The organism is Methylobacterium sp. J-092 (assembly GCF_022829325.1).
Classification (GTDB): domain Bacteria; phylum Pseudomonadota; class Alphaproteobacteria; order Rhizobiales; family Beijerinckiaceae; genus Methylobacterium.
This window is the reverse complement of the sequence record NZ_JAKSXU010000111.1, coordinates 79,480-97,571: the sequence shown is the minus strand read 5'-3', so window position 1 is coordinate 97,571 and position 18,092 is coordinate 79,480. Positions and strand designations below refer to the sequence as shown.

21 protein-coding genes are annotated in these 18,092 nt (G+C 70.4%); 13 read left to right on the top strand and 8 right to left on the bottom strand.

All coding sequences use genetic code 11. From position 1 onward, the window contains the following. Positions 1 to 9: 9 nt before the first annotated feature. On the bottom strand, positions 10 to 1,086 hold the full coding sequence (locus MKK60_RS28460; protein ID WP_279604078.1) for a methyl-accepting chemotaxis protein: 1,077 nt from the start codon (positions 1,084 to 1,086) through the stop codon (positions 10 to 12). Between the two features lie 169 nt (positions 1,087 to 1,255). Next, complete coding sequence (locus MKK60_RS12735) at positions 1,256 to 1,816, bottom strand: TetR/AcrR family transcriptional regulator (protein WP_243986226.1); 561 nt, start codon at positions 1,814 to 1,816, stop codon at positions 1,256 to 1,258. A gap of 173 nt (positions 1,817 to 1,989) precedes the next feature. Between MKK60_RS12735 and MKK60_RS12730 the strand changes: the two genes are divergently transcribed. From MKK60_RS12730 to MKK60_RS12690, 9 genes are all read left to right on the top strand, one after another. Beyond that, a complete protein-coding gene (locus MKK60_RS12730; RefSeq protein WP_243986224.1) occupies positions 1,990 to 2,922 on the top strand; it encodes a quinoprotein relay system zinc metallohydrolase 2 in 933 nt (310 codons plus the stop codon). A 41-nt stretch (positions 2,923 to 2,963) separates the two neighbouring features. Beyond that, on the top strand, positions 2,964 to 3,797 hold the full coding sequence (locus MKK60_RS12725) for a quinoprotein dehydrogenase-associated SoxYZ-like carrier (protein WP_243986222.1): 834 nt from the start codon (positions 2,964 to 2,966) through the stop codon (positions 3,795 to 3,797). After that, the gene (locus MKK60_RS12720; RefSeq protein WP_243986220.1) at positions 3,797 to 4,393 is read left to right on the top strand and encodes a rhodanese-like domain-containing protein; all 597 of its coding nucleotides are present in this window, start codon (positions 3,797 to 3,799) and stop codon (positions 4,391 to 4,393) included. The genes MKK60_RS12725 and MKK60_RS12720 overlap by 1 nt, the downstream gene beginning before the upstream one ends. Positions 4,394 to 4,592: 199 nt before the next feature. Continuing rightward, positions 4,593 to 5,417, top strand: coding sequence for a 3-methyl-2-oxobutanoate hydroxymethyltransferase (panB, locus tag MKK60_RS12715; protein WP_243986218.1), 825 nt, complete (start codon positions 4,593 to 4,595; stop codon positions 5,415 to 5,417). 101 nt (positions 5,418 to 5,518) lie between these two features. After that, complete coding sequence (locus tag MKK60_RS12710; RefSeq protein WP_147841765.1) at positions 5,519 to 5,755, top strand: hypothetical protein; 237 nt, start codon at positions 5,519 to 5,521, stop codon at positions 5,753 to 5,755. 105 nt (positions 5,756 to 5,860) lie between these two features. After that, complete coding sequence (locus MKK60_RS12705) at positions 5,861 to 7,234, top strand: MBOAT family O-acyltransferase (RefSeq protein ID WP_243986212.1); 1,374 nt, start codon at positions 5,861 to 5,863, stop codon at positions 7,232 to 7,234. A gap of 4 nt (positions 7,235 to 7,238) precedes the next feature. After that, positions 7,239 to 8,258 carry a hypothetical protein gene (locus MKK60_RS12700; protein ID WP_243934716.1) on the top strand — a complete coding sequence of 340 codons (1,020 nt, stop codon included), beginning with the start codon at positions 7,239 to 7,241 and terminating at the stop codon, positions 8,256 to 8,258. Positions 8,259 to 8,434: 176 nt separating this feature from the next. Then, on the top strand, positions 8,435 to 8,854 hold the full coding sequence (gene dksA, locus MKK60_RS12695) for an RNA polymerase-binding protein DksA (protein ID WP_147728054.1): 420 nt from the start codon (positions 8,435 to 8,437) through the stop codon (positions 8,852 to 8,854). Between the two features lie 140 nt (positions 8,855 to 8,994). Then, positions 8,995 to 9,174 carry a hypothetical protein gene (locus MKK60_RS12690; protein WP_147728053.1) on the top strand — a complete coding sequence of 60 codons (180 nt, stop codon included), beginning with the start codon at positions 8,995 to 8,997 and terminating at the stop codon, positions 9,172 to 9,174. 19 nt (positions 9,175 to 9,193) lie between these two features. On the opposite strand, the gene flgH is transcribed toward MKK60_RS12690, so the two are convergent. Genes flgH through flgF form a run of 4 tightly spaced genes read right to left on the bottom strand, consistent with a single transcriptional unit; the run spans position 9,194 to position 12,646 of the window. Beyond that, positions 9,194 to 9,958 carry a flagellar basal body L-ring protein FlgH gene (gene flgH / locus MKK60_RS12685; protein WP_147841768.1) on the bottom strand — a complete coding sequence of 255 codons (765 nt, stop codon included), beginning with the start codon at positions 9,956 to 9,958 and terminating at the stop codon, positions 9,194 to 9,196. Positions 9,959 to 9,991: 33 nt separating this feature from the next. Further along, the gene (gene flgA, locus MKK60_RS12680) at positions 9,992 to 11,077 is read right to left on the bottom strand and encodes a flagellar basal body P-ring formation chaperone FlgA (RefSeq protein ID WP_243986210.1); all 1,086 of its coding nucleotides are present in this window, start codon (positions 11,075 to 11,077) and stop codon (positions 9,992 to 9,994) included. 22 nt (positions 11,078 to 11,099) lie between these two features. Continuing rightward, a complete protein-coding gene (flgG, locus tag MKK60_RS12675; protein WP_147728051.1) occupies positions 11,100 to 11,891 on the bottom strand; it encodes a flagellar basal-body rod protein FlgG in 792 nt (263 codons plus the stop codon). A gap of 14 nt (positions 11,892 to 11,905) precedes the next feature. Continuing rightward, on the bottom strand, positions 11,906 to 12,646 hold the full coding sequence (gene flgF / locus MKK60_RS12670; protein WP_147841770.1) for a flagellar basal-body rod protein FlgF: 741 nt from the start codon (positions 12,644 to 12,646) through the stop codon (positions 11,906 to 11,908). A 280-nt stretch (positions 12,647 to 12,926) separates the two neighbouring features. Here flgF and fliL point away from each other — a divergent pair, with 280 nt between their 5' ends. The 4 genes from fliL (at position 12,927) to MKK60_RS12650 (ending at position 16,111) form a co-directional block, all read left to right on the top strand. Continuing rightward, positions 12,927 to 13,442, top strand: coding sequence for a flagellar basal body-associated protein FliL (fliL, locus tag MKK60_RS12665; RefSeq protein WP_147728049.1), 516 nt, complete (start codon positions 12,927 to 12,929; stop codon positions 13,440 to 13,442). A 52-nt stretch (positions 13,443 to 13,494) separates the two neighbouring features. Then, positions 13,495 to 14,709, top strand: coding sequence for a flagellar motor switch protein FliM (gene fliM / locus MKK60_RS12660; protein WP_147728048.1), 1,215 nt, complete (start codon positions 13,495 to 13,497; stop codon positions 14,707 to 14,709). Positions 14,710 to 14,726: 17 nt separating this feature from the next. Next, positions 14,727 to 15,230, top strand: a complete 504-nt coding sequence (locus tag MKK60_RS12655) for a DUF6468 domain-containing protein (protein ID WP_243986205.1) — start codon at positions 14,727 to 14,729, stop codon at positions 15,228 to 15,230. Between the two features lie 128 nt (positions 15,231 to 15,358). Beyond that, a complete protein-coding gene (locus tag MKK60_RS12650; RefSeq protein WP_243986334.1) occupies positions 15,359 to 16,111 on the top strand; it encodes a MotE family protein in 753 nt (250 codons plus the stop codon). A gap of 70 nt (positions 16,112 to 16,181) precedes the next feature. Here MKK60_RS12650 and MKK60_RS12645 read toward each other — a convergent pair whose 3' ends face one another. Further along, positions 16,182 to 16,733 carry a GNAT family N-acetyltransferase gene (locus tag MKK60_RS12645; RefSeq protein ID WP_243986203.1) on the bottom strand — a complete coding sequence of 184 codons (552 nt, stop codon included), beginning with the start codon at positions 16,731 to 16,733 and terminating at the stop codon, positions 16,182 to 16,184. Between the two features lie 141 nt (positions 16,734 to 16,874). Further along, on the bottom strand, positions 16,875 to 18,041 hold the full coding sequence (locus tag MKK60_RS12640) for a type III PLP-dependent enzyme (RefSeq protein WP_243986201.1): 1,167 nt from the start codon (positions 18,039 to 18,041) through the stop codon (positions 16,875 to 16,877). Positions 18,042 to 18,092 lie beyond the last annotated feature (51 nt).

The window sequence follows — 18,092 nt, the reverse complement described above, 5'->3', positions numbered from 1 at the left end:
GCGCCCGCGTCAGCGGGTTTGGACGATCACCCCGTACCAGCCGAGGCCCGCATAGGTCTCGTAGCCGGGGGTGCGGTGGAAGGCGGTGACGGCCGAGCCCTGCACCACGCCGTTGGCGCTTCCCTTCGGATCGAAGGCCAGCGTCTCGCTCAGCACGCCCCGGTCGTCGGAGGCGGCGAGGACACGGCGGTCCGCATCCACGAGCAGCACCCGCGTGCGGGCACGATCCTGCGGCGAGACCCGCACGCCTGCTACGATCGCCCGCGCCTGCGGTTCCCAATCGAAATGGATCGCCAGGACGCCGGCCGGCACCCCGTCCGCTCGCCCGCCCGCGCGGATGCTCGCGCAGTACGTCGCGACCTGCGCCCCGCCGAGACGCGCCTCGCGCCGCACGTTGCCGGAGACGTAGTCGTCGCCGCTGCGCAGGACGGTGGCCTCTCGGAACCAGGGCTCGTCGGCGACGCTGTCGCCGCGCACCCCGGGATACCGATTCGGCCTGCCGACGGCGAGGATGCGTCCGTCGCGGTCGCAGACCCAGAGGTCGAGATAGACCGTGTAGGCGGACAGGATCACGCCGAGGCGTGCGCACGCATGGGCCGCGGTCGCTTCGCCGGGCTCGGTCACGCAGGCCACCAGGGCCGCATCCGTCGCCCACCAGCGCACGTCGCAGGTCCGCTCGTAGAGATTGCGGTCGACGAGCTCGATCGCATTGAGGGCGAGATCGATCATGCGCTCGCCCTGGGCCTGGACGGCCATCGCGCCGACGGTGCGGCCGAGCTCGCCGATATGCCCGGACAGCTGCGTCTCCAGCTCGCTGGCGAGGCTCTCGATCTCGGCGCCGATGCCGCGGACCTCCTGTGCCACCACGGAGAAACCCTTGCCGTGCTCACCGGCATGGGCCGCCTCGATCAGCGCGTTGAGCGCAAGGATCTTCGCCTGCGCGGTGATCTGGTGGATGCGCCCGATCTTCTCCTGTGCCACCCGGCTGACCCCGGCGGTCAGGGTCGAGATCGTCGCCAAGGTCGGCGCCGGCTCGACCGCCGCGTCCGCGGCTCGGCCGACGATGTTCGAGGCGGAGACGGGCATGCGGTTCGGCTCGGGTTCGGATCGTCGTTCGTGACTTAATACCTAGACTGGCCGAGTGAAAAAGACTTTAATCTAATCGAAGAGCCGGGCGCCGCTGCTTTCAATCCGGCCGCCGCTGTCAGCGGCGCGAAACCCGTCCGTCTCGGGCGGCCATCGTTCGCGAGCCGGGTCAGCGCAGGCGGTCGGTCAGCGCGGTCAGCGTCCCGGCGAAGGCTTCGGGCCCGCCGAGCAGCCGCTCCAGCAGCAGCGCGCCTTCGAGCGTCGCCACCACCAGGCGGGCATGGCGCGCGGGGTCGAGCCCGGCCCGGATGCTCCCATCGGCCGCGCCGTCGCGAAACACCTGCTCCAGCCACGTCAGGTGATGGGCGAAGAACGCGCCGACGTCGCCCCGCAGCCGTTCGGGCAGCGCGTCTCCCTCCGTGGCGAGCGCGGCGCACAGGCAGCCGAGCCCCTGCTCGACACCGCCGAGATAGAGCCGGCCGTAAGCCGCGATCCGGTCGATGCCGGCCGGGTGCGTTGCGCAGATGTCGGCGAGGGCCACGTCGTAGCGTTCGCCGTAGGCCGCTACCAGCGCCGCGCCGAGATCGTCCTTGGTCCGGAAGTGATGGTGGATGCTGGCCTTGCGGATGCCGACCACCTCGGCGAGGTCGGCGTAGCTGAAGCCGGACCAGCCGCGCCCGCGCACCAGCATCTCGGCCTGAAGCAGCAACTCGGCGCGGGTGTCTCGCATCGCAGGGTCGGAAACCGTGTTCGCAGCGCGCCGCCGGGCAGCACGTTCGCCCCTTGTGGCACTTGACGCCGAAGAAATCTACCTACTAGATGGTTGGAACAATAAGTCAGGAGGTCCCGCATGTCGGGAACGGCTCAGCGCCACGCCCATGCCCGCCGCAGGGATTCCCGGCGATGAGCGCCGTGCTGACGCGCCGCGCCGCGCTCTTCGGCGGGTTCTGCCTGTGCTGCCTTCCGAAGCCCGGCTTCTCGGCCGAGTCCTTCGCGATGAAGGAGGTCGGGCCCGGCATCTTCATGCGCCGCGGACCGAACGCCGACGCGACGCCCGAGAACGACGACGCGATCGCCAACATCGGCTTCATCGTCGGCAAGGAGGCCGTGCTGGTCACGGAGTCGGGCGGCAGCCTCGCCGACGGGCAATGGCTCCGCTCCGAGATCGTGAAGCGCACCTCGAAGCCGATCCGGCACGTGGTCATCACCCACGTCCATCCGGACCATTGCTTCGGCGCCGCGGCCTTCCTGGCCGACAAGCCCAACGTCATCGGCCATGCCCGCCTGCGCGAGGCGCTCGACGCGCGGGGCGACTATTACCGCCAGCGGCTCGTCGACATCCTCGGCGCCGACAAGGCCGGCAGCGTCGTCTACCCGACGCAGGAGGTGAAGGACGGGGCCGAGGTCGACCTTGGCGATCGCACCCTGCGCTTCGCTGCACACGCCACCGCGCACACCTCCTGCGATCTCTCGATGATCGACAGCGCGAGCGGCCTGCTGTTCACCGGCGACCTGCTCTCGGTCGGCCGCATCCCCTCGCTCGACGGCAACCTCAATGGGTGGCTGAAGGAGATCGAGGGCTTGCGGGGCTCGGGCGCGACCCGGGCGGTCCCCGGCCACGGCCCGGTGTCCGTCGCATTGGCGCCGGGGCTCGATGCGCTCGCCGGCTATCTCACCACGCTGCGCGACGAGACCCGCAAGGCCATCGCCGCCGACGTGTCGATCGAGAAGGCGGTGGGGACCGTCGCGCAATCCGAGCGCGGCAAGTGGGACCTGTTCGACAGCTACAACGGCCGCAACGTCACCGAAGCCTACAAGGAGCTCGAGTGGGAATGAGGCCCGGCACGACTTATCTTTCACGCCATCGGAGGAACGCCATGAAGTCCGCCCTTTCGTTGATCCTGAGCGCGAGCCTGTCGGCCGCCATCCTCGCCGGCCCGGTCCTGTCCGGACCCGTCCTGGCGGCCGGTGCCTCGGACACCGACGCCGAGCGCGCCGCGCGCTGGCAGGAGATCGCCAAATCGGTGTTCGGCGACCGCAAGATCGTGCCGACCGACAGCGTCATCCGGATCGACGCGCCGAACCGCGCGATGGATGCGGCGCTGGTGCCGATCACCCTGACCATGCCGGAGAAGGACAAGATCAAGGCGGTGCACTTCGTCATCGACGACAACCCGTCGCCCTACGCCGCGCACTTCACCTTCGGCCCGGCCGCCGACCCGAGCGAGCTGAAGCTCCGGGTGCGCGTGAACAACTACACCAACGTCCACGCCGTCGCCGACACGAAGGACGGCGGCCTCTACGAGGCGGTCAAGTTCGTGAAGGCCTCGGGCGGCTGCTCGGCTCCCATGGGCATGAGCGACGAGGAGGCGATGAAGGGCATGGGCGACATGCGGATGAAGTTTTCCGGCGAGGCCCAAGCCGGCAAGCCCGTCGAGGCGACGCTGATGATCCGCCACCCGAACTTCTCGGGCATGCAGATGAACCAGGTGACCCGCGACTACACGCCGGCACGCTACATCAACAAGCTCGTCGTCACCGCCGGCGACAAGACCGTGTTCACCATGGACGGCGACATCTCGATCGCCTCGAACCCGGTGATCAATTTCGGCCTCATCCCCGAGCCCGGCAAGCCGATCAAGGTCGCCGCCACCGACAGCCAGGGCGGCTCGTGGGAGCACAGCTTCAACGCGCCGAGCCCGAGCAACTGATGCCCGCGCGCCGAACCCATCGTCTGATCCGCGTCGGCACGGCGCTCGCCGCCGCGGGTCTCCTCGCCGCGGCGCCGGCGGACTCGCCGGTGAACGTGCCGGAGCCGGCGGGCCTGCATGAGGGCGTGCAGCAGGGCTACACGCCGAAGACCCTGAGCGGCGCCGTCGTCGTCGACATCGCCGCCCTCGACGCGCTGATGCCGAAGCAGCCGCTGCTGATCGATGTGGCTTTGGCCGACCGAAAGCCCGCGAACTTCCCGGCGGACCGGCCCTGGCTTCCGGCCCACCGCTCGGTGCCCGGCGCGGTCTGGATGCCGAATGCGGGCGCGGCGCCCGTCGATCCCGCACGGGAGGACCTGTTCCTGAAGCGGGTCGAGGCGCTGAGCGGCGGCGACAAGGCGAAGCCCATCGTCACCTTCTGCCATCCCGATTGCTGGGGCAGCTGGAACGCCGGCAAGCGTCTCGTCCGGCAGGGCTACACCGCGGTGCACTGGTTCCCCGACGGGATCGAGGGCTGGCAGGACAAGCACGAGACCGCTGTGGTCCGAGAGGACCCCGAATGGGCGCGCAAGCCGGTCTCCGCCGGCGAGCGCTAGCGCCTTCTCGAGCGCGCCGCATGCGGCTCGCGTGGACGCGTATCGCCCGGCCGAGCCTGACACCCTCCCGCAAAGGAAAAGCGGCGGGCGGGATTCTCGGCGCCGGACGGTGTAGAGGAGGCGCGCGGGCGATCCTGATCGGCCGCGAGCCTCCGGCCCGTCAGCCGCGGGCGAGGTGACGAGAACGGAGTCCAAGACCATGTCGCAGGTCGTGCAGTCGCGGCGCGTGATGGCGGTGGATCTCGCCAAGCGGAAGGCCGAAGGCGCCAAGATCATCGCGCTGACCGCCTACCACGCCCACACCGCCAGCATCCTGGATCCGTATTGCGACTTCATCCTCGTCGGCGACTCGCTCGGCATGGTGATGCACGGCCTCGAATCGACCCTGCCGGTCACGCTGGAGATGATGATCCTCCAGGCCCAGGCGGTGATCCGCGGCACCTCGCGGGCGCTGGTGGTGGTCGACATGCCGTTCGGGTCCTACGAGGCGTCGCGCGAGCAGGCGTTCATGAACGCGGCGCGGGTGCTGAAGGAGACCGGGGCCGGCGCGATCAAGATGGAAGGCGGCGCCCGCTTCGCCGACACCGTCGCGTTCCTGACCCAGCGCGGCATCCCGGTGATGGGCCATATCGGCCTGACGCCGCAATCCGTGAACACCATGGGCGGTTTCCGCGTCCAGGGCCGCGGCCCGGACGGCGAGCGCATCCTGATGGAGGATGCCCGCGCGATCAGCGAGGCCGGCGCCTTCGCGATCGTGCTGGAAGGCATCGTCGAGCCGGTGGCCAACGCCATCGCCCGGTCGCCGGCCGTGACCGCGCCGACGATCGGCATCGGCGCCTCTGCGGCCTGCGACGGCCAGATCCTGGTGCTCGAGGACATGCTCGGCCTGAGCGACCGGGCGCCGAAATTCGTGAAGAGCTTCGGCTCGCTGCGCGCCAACATCGAGGAGGCGGTGCGCACCTACGCCGACGAGGTCCGGTCCGGGCGCTTCCCCGCCGAGGATCACACCTACGGGCCGCGTTGAGGGCCGGTTCACCCTGTTCGGGACGAAAACCCTCGGTCGCGCATACCGGACGATCGATCGGGCGTGGTCGTGCGTTACCCTCCCGATCATTCGGAGACGGCATGGACGCGCGCTGCATCACCCTGAACAACGAGGCGGTCCGCATCGGATCGGAGCGGCTGCTCAGCCACCTCCGCAGCGAGGGCTTGAATTACGACCTCTGGGTCACCGGCACCGATTGCGGGAGCACGGTGCACCTGCGGGTCGACGACCTTACCGACAGCCTGGACAGCCGGATCCGCGCGGTGCTGGTCGGAACCGCCACGACGCTGGACCTTGCGACCCGGCCCCACGCGTGAGGCGCGACGCCGTCGATTGACGCATCCCGGTCGATCCCCGACAAGGCGGCCGCCCGACGCTCGGTCCGAGCGGCGCGGCATTCCCCCGCCGCGCCGCCCCGGCCGATGCTGTTCAACTCCTTCGTCTTCCTCCTCGCGTTCCTGCCCGCGGCGCTGGCGCTGCACGCCCTCGTCGAGCGCCATCGGCCGGGCCTGCGGCTGCCGCTGCTCGTCCTGCTGTCGTTCGTGTTCTACGGCTGGTGGGACCTGCGGTTCGTGCCGCTGCTGCTTGGCTCGATCCTGGCGAACTGGCTCGTCGCCCGCGCCTTCGTCAGGGCGTCGACCCGCTGGCTGATCCCGGGTGCGATCGCGGCGAACCTCGTCGTCCTGGCGCTGTTCAAGTACCTCGATTTCTTCGCCGACCTCGCCGGCCTGATCCCGGGGATCGAGGCGCCGCGGCTCGGCTGGGTGCTGCCGCTTGGGATCTCGTTCTTCACCTTTCACCACATCATGTACCTGACCGACCTTCGGGCCGGCCGCGCGCCGTCCTTCGGGCTGACCAAGTACGCGCTCTACATCGCCTTCTTCCCGCAGGTTCTCGCCGGCCCGCTCGTGCGCTGGAGCGAGATCATGCACCAGTTCGACGAGCGCCCCTATGCGCGCCCGGATGCGGCGGAGCGGATCGGCCGCGGGCTGATGCTGCTCACCGTCGGCCTGTCGAAGAAGGTCTTCTTCGGCGATCCGCTGGCGGGCTACGTCAACCCGGTGTTCCAGGCCGCCGCCGCCGGCAAGGCGGTGACGACCGCCGAGGCGTGGCAGGCCACCCTCGGGTTCACCTTCCAGATCTACTTCGACTTCTCGGGCTACACCGACATGGCGCTGGGCATCGCGCTGCTGTTCGGGCTCGTGCTGCCGCAGAACTTCGACGTGCCGTACCGGTCGGCGTCGCTGCGCGACTTCTGGCGGCGCTGGCACATGACGCTGTCGCGGTTCCTGCGCGACTACCTCTACATTCCGTTCGGCGGCAACCGCCGCGGCCTCGCCATCCAGGTCGCGGCCCTGTTCGCGACGATGACGCTCGGCGGCCTCTGGCACGGGGCCGGGCTGACCTTCGTCGCCTGGGGAGCGCTGCACGGGGCCGGCCTCGGGGCGGGCATCCTGTTCCGCCGGGCGAACCTTCGGATGCCGATGGTCCTCGGCTGGGCGCTGACGTTCCTGTTCGTGGTGCTGACCTGGGTGCTGTTCCGCGCCACCAGCTTCGAGGCGGCGCTGATCGTGTTCAAGGGGCTGGCCGGCTTCGGTCCGTCCGGCACCGGCTTCAAGTGGCGGACCATCGCCGTCGCCGCGGCCGTGGCGACGGTCGGGCCGAGCGCCTGGGCCGCGGTCCACCGCATGCCGCCGAGCCGGCTCATCGCCGCCGCCTTCGCGCTGCTGTTCGTCGTCGTGCTCCTGAAGATCGGCGACGACGGCAATTACGACTTCATCTATTTCCAGTTCTGAGCCGATGCGGACCCCGTCGCCCGACACGGCCTGGCACGATTTCGCCCGCACCGCCGTGCTGACGGCGATCGGCCTCCTGTACGGCTACCTCGCCCTCGCGATCGCGATCGATCCCTACGACAGCGGGCGCTCCACGCTGTTCTCCGTCGGCGGCGTCCGGCCCCAGGGGCCGCGCACCGCGCTCGCGGTCCGCGGGCGCGACCCGGCCTTCACGGGGGCCGTCATCGGCAATTCGCACATCCAGCTCGTCGAGCCGGCCCGCCTCTCGGCCGCCACCGGCATTCCGTTCGTGCAACTCTCCGTGCCGGCGACGGGCCCGGGCGAGCAGCTGCTGGTTCTCGACTGGTACCTGCGCCATCATCCGAAACCCGCCGCCTTGGTGATGGCGGCCGACGACTTCTGGTGCACCGACGATCCGGCGCTGCCGCCCGGCAAACCGTTCCCCTTCTGGCTCCTGGAACGCGACCCCGTCGCCTACGCCTTCGGCCTGCTGCGCTTCAACGTGGCCCAGGAGGTCGTCGGCCGGATCGGGTGGCTGCTGCGCAGGAAGCGGCCGATGGCCCGCGCCGACGGGTGGTGGGATTACGAGCCGGATTATCTCAAGCTCGGGTTCGGCGGCGGCGACCGGCGCGCGCCGAGCGCGGGGCCGCCCGTGCCGGACACCCCCGATCCGCACAAGGCCGGCCCGTTCCCCGCGGCCGCGCGCCTGACCGCGATGCTCGCCCGCGTCCCACCCGCGACCCCCGTCGTGCTGGTGTTTCCGCCGATCCATGCCTCGGCCCTGCCGCGCCCGGGGACCGCCCGCGCGGCGGCCGAGCAGGCCTGCAAGGCCGCCATCGCGGCGGCGGTCGCGACCCATCCGCTCGGCAGCGTGCTCGACGAGCGCCGCGACACGCCCGAAACGCACGAGGATGCGCAGTTCTTCGACCAGAGCCATTACCGGCACCCGATCGCCCGGGCGCTCACCGATGCCGTCGCCGCGGCGATCGTCCGCCTCCGCGGTCCGTCGGCAATCCACGATTGAGCAAACCAATCTCCGTCGCACGCGCGCGACCGTGGCACCTTTGCCGCATCAATTGGCGCAGCGTGTGCAAGCACCGCAGCTTGAACGCGGGTGCGTTGTAGCAGCAATCCACCTCGACTATACGGCAGGCAATTATCGCCGCGGACCGGCCGTACGGGACTATGGAAGGGCGACGAATGGCGAAGGTGACGCTGGAGGACGGCTACGTTCCGTCCGACGACGAGCCCTTCATGAACGAGCGTCAGCGCGAGTATTTTCGGCGCAAGCTGCTCGGCTGGAAGAGCGACATCCTGCGCGAGGCGCAGGACACCCTGGTTGCGCTGCAGAGCGAGAACGAGAACCACCCCGACCTCGCCGACCGCGCCTCATCGGAGACCGACCGGGCGATCGAGCTGCGGGCCCGCGACCGGCAGCGCAAGCTCACCGGCAAGATCGATGCGGCCTTGGCGCGGATCGAGGACCGCTCCTACGGCTATTGCGAGGAGACCGGCGAGCCGATCTCGCTGCGCCGGCTCGATGCCCGGCCGATCGCGACCCTGTCGCTGGAGGCGCAGGAGCGCCACGAGCGCCGCGAGCGCGTCTACCGCGACGACTGAAGTCTCTCGCGGTGCAGCATGCGGTTTTTTTAGTAACCGGACGGTCTCGACTGTGCCGTCGCCCTGAAATCGCAAGCTGAGCCGCGGGAACCCTCGGGCTTGACCGTGCTTTACCCGATCACATCATCGGAGGCACGTCCATGGACAACGATGTTCTGATTCCGGTCCTCGCCATCGGAACGATCGTGGTCGCGACGGTGATCGCGGTCTGGCAGCGGACGCGCGTCGCGAAGATCAAGCACGATCCCACCCGCTCGGCGGTGATCTCTGGGCACGGCGAGGCGCCGCGCCCCAACCGGCCCGGCACCGAGCACACCTGATCGGAGCGTTCGGCCCTGGTCAGAACGGCAGCAGGATGTCGACGATTTGCTGGCCGTAACGCGGCTGCTGCACGTCGGTGATCTGGCCGCGTCCGCCATAGGCGATGCGCGCCTGGGCGATCTTGGTCGATTCGATGGTGTTGTCCGACTCGATGTCCTCCGGGCGGACCACGCCGGCCACGATCAGCTCGCGCACCTCGAAGTTGATCCGGATCTCCTGCTTGCCCTCGACCACCAGGTTCCCGTTGGGCAGGACCTGCGTCACGATCGCGGCGACGTTGGTCGACACGGTCTCGTTGCGCTGGACCGAGCCGACGCCGTCGTTCGAGGAGCTCGACGTGGCGGCGAGCAGCTTGTCGGGCGACACGCCGGCGGCGAGCACGGCGGCGTTCTTCTCCAGGCCGCCGGCATTCGGCAAGCCGAAATTCTCGGTGTTGCTGCGCGAGCGCTTGGTCTCGTTCGAGATGTTGGCCTGATCCGTGACGTTGACCTTCACCGTGACGAGGTCGCCGATCCGCGCGGCGCGCTGGTCCTTGAAGAAGGCGCGCGAGCCGGTGCGCCAGAGCGAGTTCGGCGCATACGAGACCGGCTGCACGTCGGGCATCGGCAGGCGGACCGGCTTGTAGCCGGCCTGCGCCGTCGGATCCTCGATCGCCGACAGGTTGGGCTGCGCGCCGACCTGGGACAGGCGGTCCATGGTGTTGCAGGCGCCGAGCCCGGCGCAGGCGACCAGCGCCGCGGCGAGGGGCAGGGCGCGGCGCGGGGAGCGCGAAGGATGACGCATCGGATCGTCTCTGCCTGATCTTGATGGGTGCGGTCAGCGAAGCGTGGTCGGCGGCTCGGCGCTCGCCTGCCGCTGCGGCGGGGCCGGGCCGACCGAGACGCGGCCCGGGCCGATCACGATCGCCTGGAGAACCTTCTTCGAGGCGATGTTGACGACGTTGACCGTCGCGCCCAGCCGTCCGGCATCGGTGGCCTGGCCGCGCATCGCCAAGCTGATGCCGGGGGATTCGTAGACGATGGTCACCGCCTCGCCGCGGGCGACGAGTTCCGGCGGGGCGGTATCGCCGGTGCGGAGGATCGCGCCCTGGCTCAGCGTGCGCTGCGCGACCTCGCCGACCAGCGTCGCGCCCGAGGCCAGCGCGTCCGGCGGCGAGCCCTCCCGCGGGCGGCGCTCGATCGTCAGGTCGACGGCGGTGACCGGCTCGCCGCGGTTGAGGGTGCGGTTGACGATGGCGACGTCGCGCATCTCGATCACCACGCCGGAGACCCGCAGCGAGGCCTGGCGCTCGCCGAGCGTCATCAACCCGCCGACGCGGCGCGAGCGCGGATCGTAGTTGAGATCGAGGGCGACGACCTGGCCGTCGAGATCGACCGGTGCCAGCAGCATCGGCCCGTCCCCGTCGAGGCGCACGCTCACCGATTTCGCGTCGACCCCGTAAGCGGTCTCGAGCGCGCGGCGCAGCGCCGCCTCGATCTCCTGGGCCCCGACCCGGCGCGCGGCGCGCTGCACCGCGACCTGGAGCCGGCCGCCCGTCTCGACGGCGCCAAGGTTGAGGGCGGCGACCGCCTCGAGGATGCGGCGGGCCTGGATCGTGCCGGTGGCGCCGAGCGCGGGCGCCCGGAACAGCGGGCGCTTGGCCGCCGAGCTCGGCGCGCCTTCGACGAGATCCTCGAGGGTGAGCACGTCGCCGCGCGCGGTGACGTCGCCGCGCAGGCGCATCGCCTCGTCGGCGAACGCCGGCAGCGTGTAGGCGCCGAGAACGGCCAGCGCGAGGAAAGCGAAGGCCGCGCGCAGCAGCACCGCGACGCCGAGCGGGGCGGTGCGCAGGCCGGCGGAACGCGTGATCGGCCGCAGCTCGGCCTCCTGGCGCGGTTCGTCGTAGGCGGGGGAATGGAACATGACCGTCGGGCTCCGGGCGGCGCTAGCTGCGGAACATCTGCGAGGTGGTGGAGAGCATCTGGTCGGCGGCGGTGACGACCTTCGAGTTCATCTCGTAGGCGCGCTGCGCGGCGATCAGCGACGAGATCTCGGTGACGGCGTTCACGTTCGCCTCTTCCAGGTACGATTGCTGGAGGTTGCCGAAGCCCTCGCCGCCGGGCAGCCCGCTGACCGCCGGACCCGAGGCCGCGGTCTCGATGAACAGGTTGTCGCCGATCGATTCGAGGCCGGTCTTGTTGACGAAGCGGGCGAGCTGGAACTGGCCGAGCGATTGCGGTGCGGTCTGCCCGGGCAGCGTCGCCTGCACCGCGCCGGTGGCGCTGATGGTGACGGCGGTGGCGGTGTTCGGCACGGTGATGCCGGGATCGACGAGGTAGCCGTCCCGGGTGACGAGCTGCCCCTGCGCCGACAGGTCGAAGGAGCCGTCGCGGCTGTAGGCGGTGCGCCCGTCCGGCATCGTCACGCGGAAGAAGCCCTCGCCGCGGATCGCGACGTCGTAATCCTTCTCCGTCGAGGTCAGCGTGCCCTGCGACATGATGCGGGCGGTCGAGACGGTCTTCACGCCCGATCCGATGGCGAGGCCGGCCGGAAGCTGCGTGTTCTGGTCCGAGGTCGAGGCGCCGGCGCGGCGCAGGTTCTGGTAGAGCAGATCCTGGAAATGCGGCTGCTGGCGCTTGTAGCCGGTGGTGCGAAGGTTGGCGATGTTGTTCGAGATGACCTGGACGTTGAGTTCCTGGGCCGCCATGCCGGTGGCGGCGGCGTAGAGCGCGCGCATCGTCTAGCTCCCGCTCAGGCGACGTCGGCGAGGCGGCGGATCGCCGTGCCCCGCAGATCGTCGAGCCGCGTGATCACGCTGGAGACCATGGCGTAGGTCCGGTTCACGTCCATCAGCCGGGTCATCTCGAGCACCGGGCGCACGTTGGACTTCTCCAGCGCACCCGATTCGAGGCGCCCCCTGATCCCCGCGGGCTGCGGCTGCGCGCTCGATTCGTAGAGGTTGGCGCCGGCATTGGTCAGGGTCTGCGGGTTGGCGAAGGTCACGAGCCGCACCTTCCCGCGCACGCCGAGATTGGTGGAGACCGTGCCGTCGGGGCCGATCGAGAGCCCGGTCTCCTGCGGGTTGACGGTGATCGGGCCGCCCTCGCCCTGCACCGCGTAGCCGTCGCTGGTGACGAGGGTGCCCTGCGCGTTCACCTCGAAGGCGCCGTTGCGGGTGAAGCGCACGCCCTGCGGCGTCTGCACCGAGAAGAACGCCTCGCCCTGGATCGCCACGTGGGTCGGGTTGCCGTCGGGCTCGATCGCGCCCTGGCCGAGGTCGAGCGCGGTGCCCTGGTCGATCACGTAGGAGAGGCGGCGATCCGAGCCGGCGAAGGTGTCTGCGCTCGCCGTCGGCATCAGGTATTCCTGGAAGCGCGTCGAACGGCCCTTGAAGCCTGTGGTCGAGACGTTGGCCATGTTGTTGGCGATGACGTCGAGCTCGCGCTGAAGCGCCATTTGGCTCGACACGCCGACGAGGAGGGCATTCTGCATCGTGGACTCGATCCGTCGTGCCGCGGTGGCGGCGAGGGGATATCCGCATCCCTCGTGCCAGAGTGCGAAAACCGATTTTCGTGTTTCAAGTCAACGGCTTGGCGGGGCAATCGCGGGTCGGCCGAAACGACCGGATCGGTCCGGCGGCAAAGCCGACCCGGCAGATTGTGCCGACTTAACGGCGTGTTAACCCTGCCGGCCGATACCGGAGCCTCGAAGGGGCCCGCACCCGATAGGCGTGGGCCCGGATGCTCACCCGACGGATCGCGGACCACCGCTCATGGCCAAGAAGCCCAAGAAAGCGGATGCCGCCGAGGGTGCCGGCGGCGAAGCCGCAGCCCCGAAGAGCAAGAAGAAGCTCATCATCATCGTCGCGGCCGCCGTGCTCCTCCTCGGCGGGGGAGGGGGCGCGTTCATGCTGAAGAAGCGTGCCGCCGCCGAGGCCGAGGCCGAGCACGCCGCCGAGGTCGCGGAGGTGAAGAAGCCGTCCATCTTCCTCGACGTCCGGGAGATGGTGATGAACCTCAGCCCCGAGGCCGGCGTCGAAAAGGCCAAGTTCGCCAAGGTCCGCATCGCCCTCGAGCTCAAGGACGCGAAGGTCGAGAGCGAGGTGAAGCCGCTGATGCCGCGGGTCGAGGACGCGCTGCAGATCTACATGCGCGACCTGCGCGGCAGCGACCTCTCCGGATCGCTCGGCCTGTATCGCCTCCGCGAGGAGCTGCTGAAGCGGGTCAACGTCGCGGTCTATCCCGCCCGTGTCGAGGCGGTGCTCTTCAAGGACGTGATCGTCCAGTAGCGACCGGCCGCAAACCCGAGCCCGACCGCGCCCCTCTGCAACCGAGCCCCTCATGGAACCCGACGACCCGAACGTGGAGGACGACTGGTCGGCAGCCCTGATCGAGCAGGGCGCCGAGGGCGGGGACGCGTCGCTCGCCGACGAGTGGGGCGCCGCGCTCGCGGAGCAGGGCACCACCCGCAACGCCAGCGACGTCGCCGCCGAGTGGGCGACGATGATCGAGGACGGGGAGAGCGACAACCTTCCCGAGCTCGCCGGCAACGACCGCATCCTCAGCCAGGACGAGATCGACGACGTCGTCGGCTTCTCGCTGCGCGAGCTGTCAGCCTCGGGCGCCGGCGGCGTCCGCGCCATCGTCGATTCGGGCGTCGTCCAGTACGAACGCCTGCCGATGCTGGAGATCGTCTTCGACCGGATGATCCGGTTGCTGTCGACCTCGCTGCGCAACTTCTTCCAGGACAACGTCGAGGTCACCCTCGACAACATCACCTCGGTCCGCTTCGGCGACTACCTCAACGCCATCCCGCTGCCGACCCTGCTCGGGGTGTTCAAGGCCGACGCCTGGGAGAATTCCGGGCTGGTCACGGTCGAGTCGAACCTCGCCTACTCGACGCTCGACCTGCTGCTCGGGGGCAAGCGCGGCGGCTCGTCGAGCCGCCTCGACGGGCGTCCCTTCACCACCATCGAGATGCAGCTGGTCCGGCGCCTGGTCGAGATCATCCTCGGCGACCTCGAGCTGTCGTTCCAGCCGCTGTCGCCGGTGCGGTTCGCGATCGACCGGATCGAGACCAACCCGCGCTTCGCCACCATCACCCGGCCGGCCAACGCGGCGATCCTGATCTCGCTCCGCCTCGACATGGACGGGCGCGGCGGCCTGCTGCAGATCCTGTTCCCCTACGCCACCATCGAGCCGATCCGTGAACTGCTCATGCAGAGCTTCATGGGCGAGAAGCTCGGCCGCGACCACGTCTGGGAAGGGCACCTCGCCACCGAGATCTGGCAGGCGGACATGACGATGGAGGCGGTGCTCCACGAGATGACGCTGCCGCTGAAGCGCGTCATGGCGCTGAAGGTCGGCGACACGCTGATGTTCGACGCCAAGCCGAGCGACCTCATCACGGTCCGCTGCGGCGAGTGGGCGCTGACGCAGGGGCGGATCGGGCGCGTCGACGACAGCATCGCCGTGCAGGTGACGCGGCCGCTGCGGCGCTCGCGCACCACGCTCCAGGCCTACGAGGCCTCAATGAACAACCGAAGCGACACCTGAGCGATGGATTTTCGGTCATGAGCCTCTTCGTCACGCTCGCCGCAGACGGCCTCGTCGCCGTCCTGCTCGTGGCCACCATCGTGTCGTCGATCAAGCTGTCGCGCCGCATCGCGCAGCTGAAGGGCGACGAGGCCGCCCTGCGCCAGACCATCGGCGACCTGATGGTCGCGACCTCGACCGCCGAGCGCGCCATCGCCGGCCTGCGCAGCACGCTGGACGAGTGCGACCGCACGCTGGCGGAACGCCTCGGCACCGCCGAGCGCTACGCCGCCGACATCGCCGCGCAGGTCGAGGCCGGCGAGGGCGTGATCGCGCGCATCGGGGCGATCGTCACGCAGATGCGCGGCGCCGCGCCTCGGCCCGTCGCGCCCGAGCCGGCCGTGCAGCGCCCGACGATGCGCGTCGCGAGCGAGACCCCGGCCTCCGACGGCCCGAACGGCGAGCGCCTCGGCGCCGCCGCCGCCGCCGCCCTCGCGATGACCGAGCGCGCCCTCCACAGGGTGCGGAGCCGCGCCGCATGAGTGCGGGGCCTCCCGCCCGGACCGATCCCGCCCGGACCGCGCTCGCGGCCGCCGAGGGCGCGCGCGCGGCCAAGGTCGTCCGGGGCGCCAACAACGCGAAGGCCCTGACCGCCCTGGCGCGCGCGCGCATGCGCGCGATCCGTCCGTTGCGCCTGCGGATGATCGATGCGGTCACGCTCGCCGCCGCCGGGCTGCTGGTGCTGAAGCTCATCGCGATGTCGGTCGAGACGCCGCAGGTCGGCACCGAATTGCCGGCCCTCGCCCAGGTGCTCGCCAAGGCCCGCGCCGGCTACGAGCTGGCCGACCCCGCCACCACCGGATCGGTGACGCCGAAGGACGAGACGAAGGCGGATGCCAAGAAGCCCGAGCCGCCGCCCCAGGCTCAGCCGCCGATGCCCGAGCCGGTCTCGCCGAGCGAGCGCGCCCTGCTGGAGAAGCTCGGCGCCCGGCGCGACGCGCTCAAGCAGAAGAGCGACGAGCTGGAGCTGCGCGAGAAGATGCTCGGCGAGGCCGAGCGCAAGCTCGAGACCGGGCTCGGCGACCTCAAGCAGGCCGAGGACAAGGTCGACACATCCGGCAAGGCCAAGGCCGAGGCCGAGAAGGCCGGCCTGAAGAACCTCGTGACGATGTACGAGACGATGAAGCCGAAGGAGGCCGCCCGGGTCTTCGACCGTCTCGGCCAGGACGTCCTGGTATCGCTGGTGCTGGCGATGAATCCGCGCAAGATGGCGGAGGTGCTGGCCGTGATGCAGCCGGATGCTGCCGAGAAGCTGACCGTGGCCCTGGCCAATCGCGCCCGCGGCGTCGCCGGCCCGCAGGCCGCGGCCGGCGGAAGCCTCGGTCCGAACGAGCTGCCGGCGATCGAGCCAGACGGCCGCTGAGCCGTTCGGCTACGCTTCCGTCGCGCCACCCGGGTACGCGGCCGTGCCGCCCCGGCCGGCCCGGTCGCGCTCAGGCGGCGCGTCGTCGGCCGTCCGCCGCGCCCGCCGTGCCGAGATCCGCCGGGGCATCGAGGACGCCCGACGCCCGCACCAATCCTTCGGCGCCGGTGAGCGCGCCCGCCCGCAATTCGAGGCCGAGGAAGCGTTCGCGCGCGAACGGGCCGGGCAGCATGAGGTCGGCCGCCAGCGCCCCCGAGAAGCCGAAGCGGTCGTAGTAGGGCGCATCGCCCACGAGCAGCACGGCGCCGTGCCCGAGGGATTCGGCGCGTCCGAGGGCGGCATGCATCATGACCCGGCCGAGGCCCTGTCGCTGCAGCGCCGGGTCGACGGCGAGCGGCCCGAGAAGCAGGGCCGGCCGGGCGCCGGCCTCGACGGTCCAGAGCCGCAGCGTCCCGATCAGGCGCCCGTGGCGGGTCGCCGAGAAGGCGAGGCCGCGGGCGGGCAGGCGGCCTTCCCGCAGGCGCTCCGAAGTCTTCGCGCGGCGGTTCGCGCCGAAGCAGGCGTCGAGCAGGCGCTCGCGCGCCGCGACGTCGAGATGATGCTCCGCCCGGATCTGGATCATGACCGTAACCGCCCCGTCATGGCGTGACGCTCGAGGATCCGCGCATCCCCGCCGGCGACCGGATGAGAGCCGGCCGATCGGGATGCGCGGTCTGGGTTCAGATGCCGTAACGACCCGCGGCCGCCGAAGGTGCGGATCGGGTCAGATCACGATCTGTTGCAGCGGCGGGAAACCGTTGAAGGCGACCGCGGCGTAGGTCGTGGTGTAGGCGCCGGTGCCCTCGATCAGCACCTTGTCGCCGATGGAGAGGGAGACCGGCAGCGGGTAGTGATCGCGCTCGTAGAGCACGTCCATCGAGTCGCAGGTCGGGCCGGCCAGCACGCACGGCGCCATCCGGTCGCCGTCATGCGCAGTGCGGACGGGATAGCGGATCGACTCGTCCATGGTCTCGGCCAGCCCCCCGAACTTGCCGATGTCGAGGTAGACCCAGCGCACCTCGTCCTCCGCGGCCGACTTCTTCGAGATCAGCACGACCTCGGCCTCGATCAGGCCAGCGTTGCCGACCATGCCGCGGCCCGGCTCGATGATCGTCTCGGGCAGCCGGTTGCCGAAGTGCTTGGTGAGCGCGCGGAAGATCGCGTCGCCGTAGGATTCCACGCCCGGCACCTGCTTGAGGTACTTCGTGGGGAAGCCGCCGCCGAGGTTGACCATCGACAGGCCGATGCCGCGGAGCGCGCACTCGCGGAAGATGGTCGAGGCGGAGGCGAGCGCTCCGTCCCAGGCCTCGGTGTTGCCCTGCTGCGAGCCGACGTGGAACGAGACGCCGTAGGCCGAGAGGCCCTGACGATGGGCGTGATCCAGCACGTCGACCGCCATCTCCGGCTCGCAGCCGAACTTGCGCGACAGCGGCCAGTCGGCGCCGGCTCCGTCGCACAGGATGCGGCAGAACACCTGCACCGCCCCGGCCTCGACCCCGGCGGCGGCGGCGGCGCGGACGATCTTCTCGACCTCGGCCTCGCAATCGACCGCGAACAGGCGGATGCCGAGACGGAGCGCGCGGCCGATGCAGCGCTCCTTCTTGATGGTGTTGCCGAAGGAGATCCGCTCGGCGGTGGCGCCGGCCGCGAGCGCCATCTCGATCTCGGCGACCGACGCGGTGTCGAAGCACGAGCCCATGTCGGCCAAGAGGCGCAGCACCTCGGGGGCCGGGTTGGCCTTCACCGCGTAGAACACGCGGGTGTCGGGCAGCGCGCGGGCGAACGCGGTGTAGTTGTCCCGGACCACGTCGAGGTCGAGCACCATCACGGGGCCCTCGTCGCGGCCGAGGTCGCGGCGGACGCGCAGGAAGTCGCGGATGCGATCGGTCATGTCGGTTCCAACCCACAGGTTCGCGGGGCCGCCCACGGGGGAGCGCGCCGT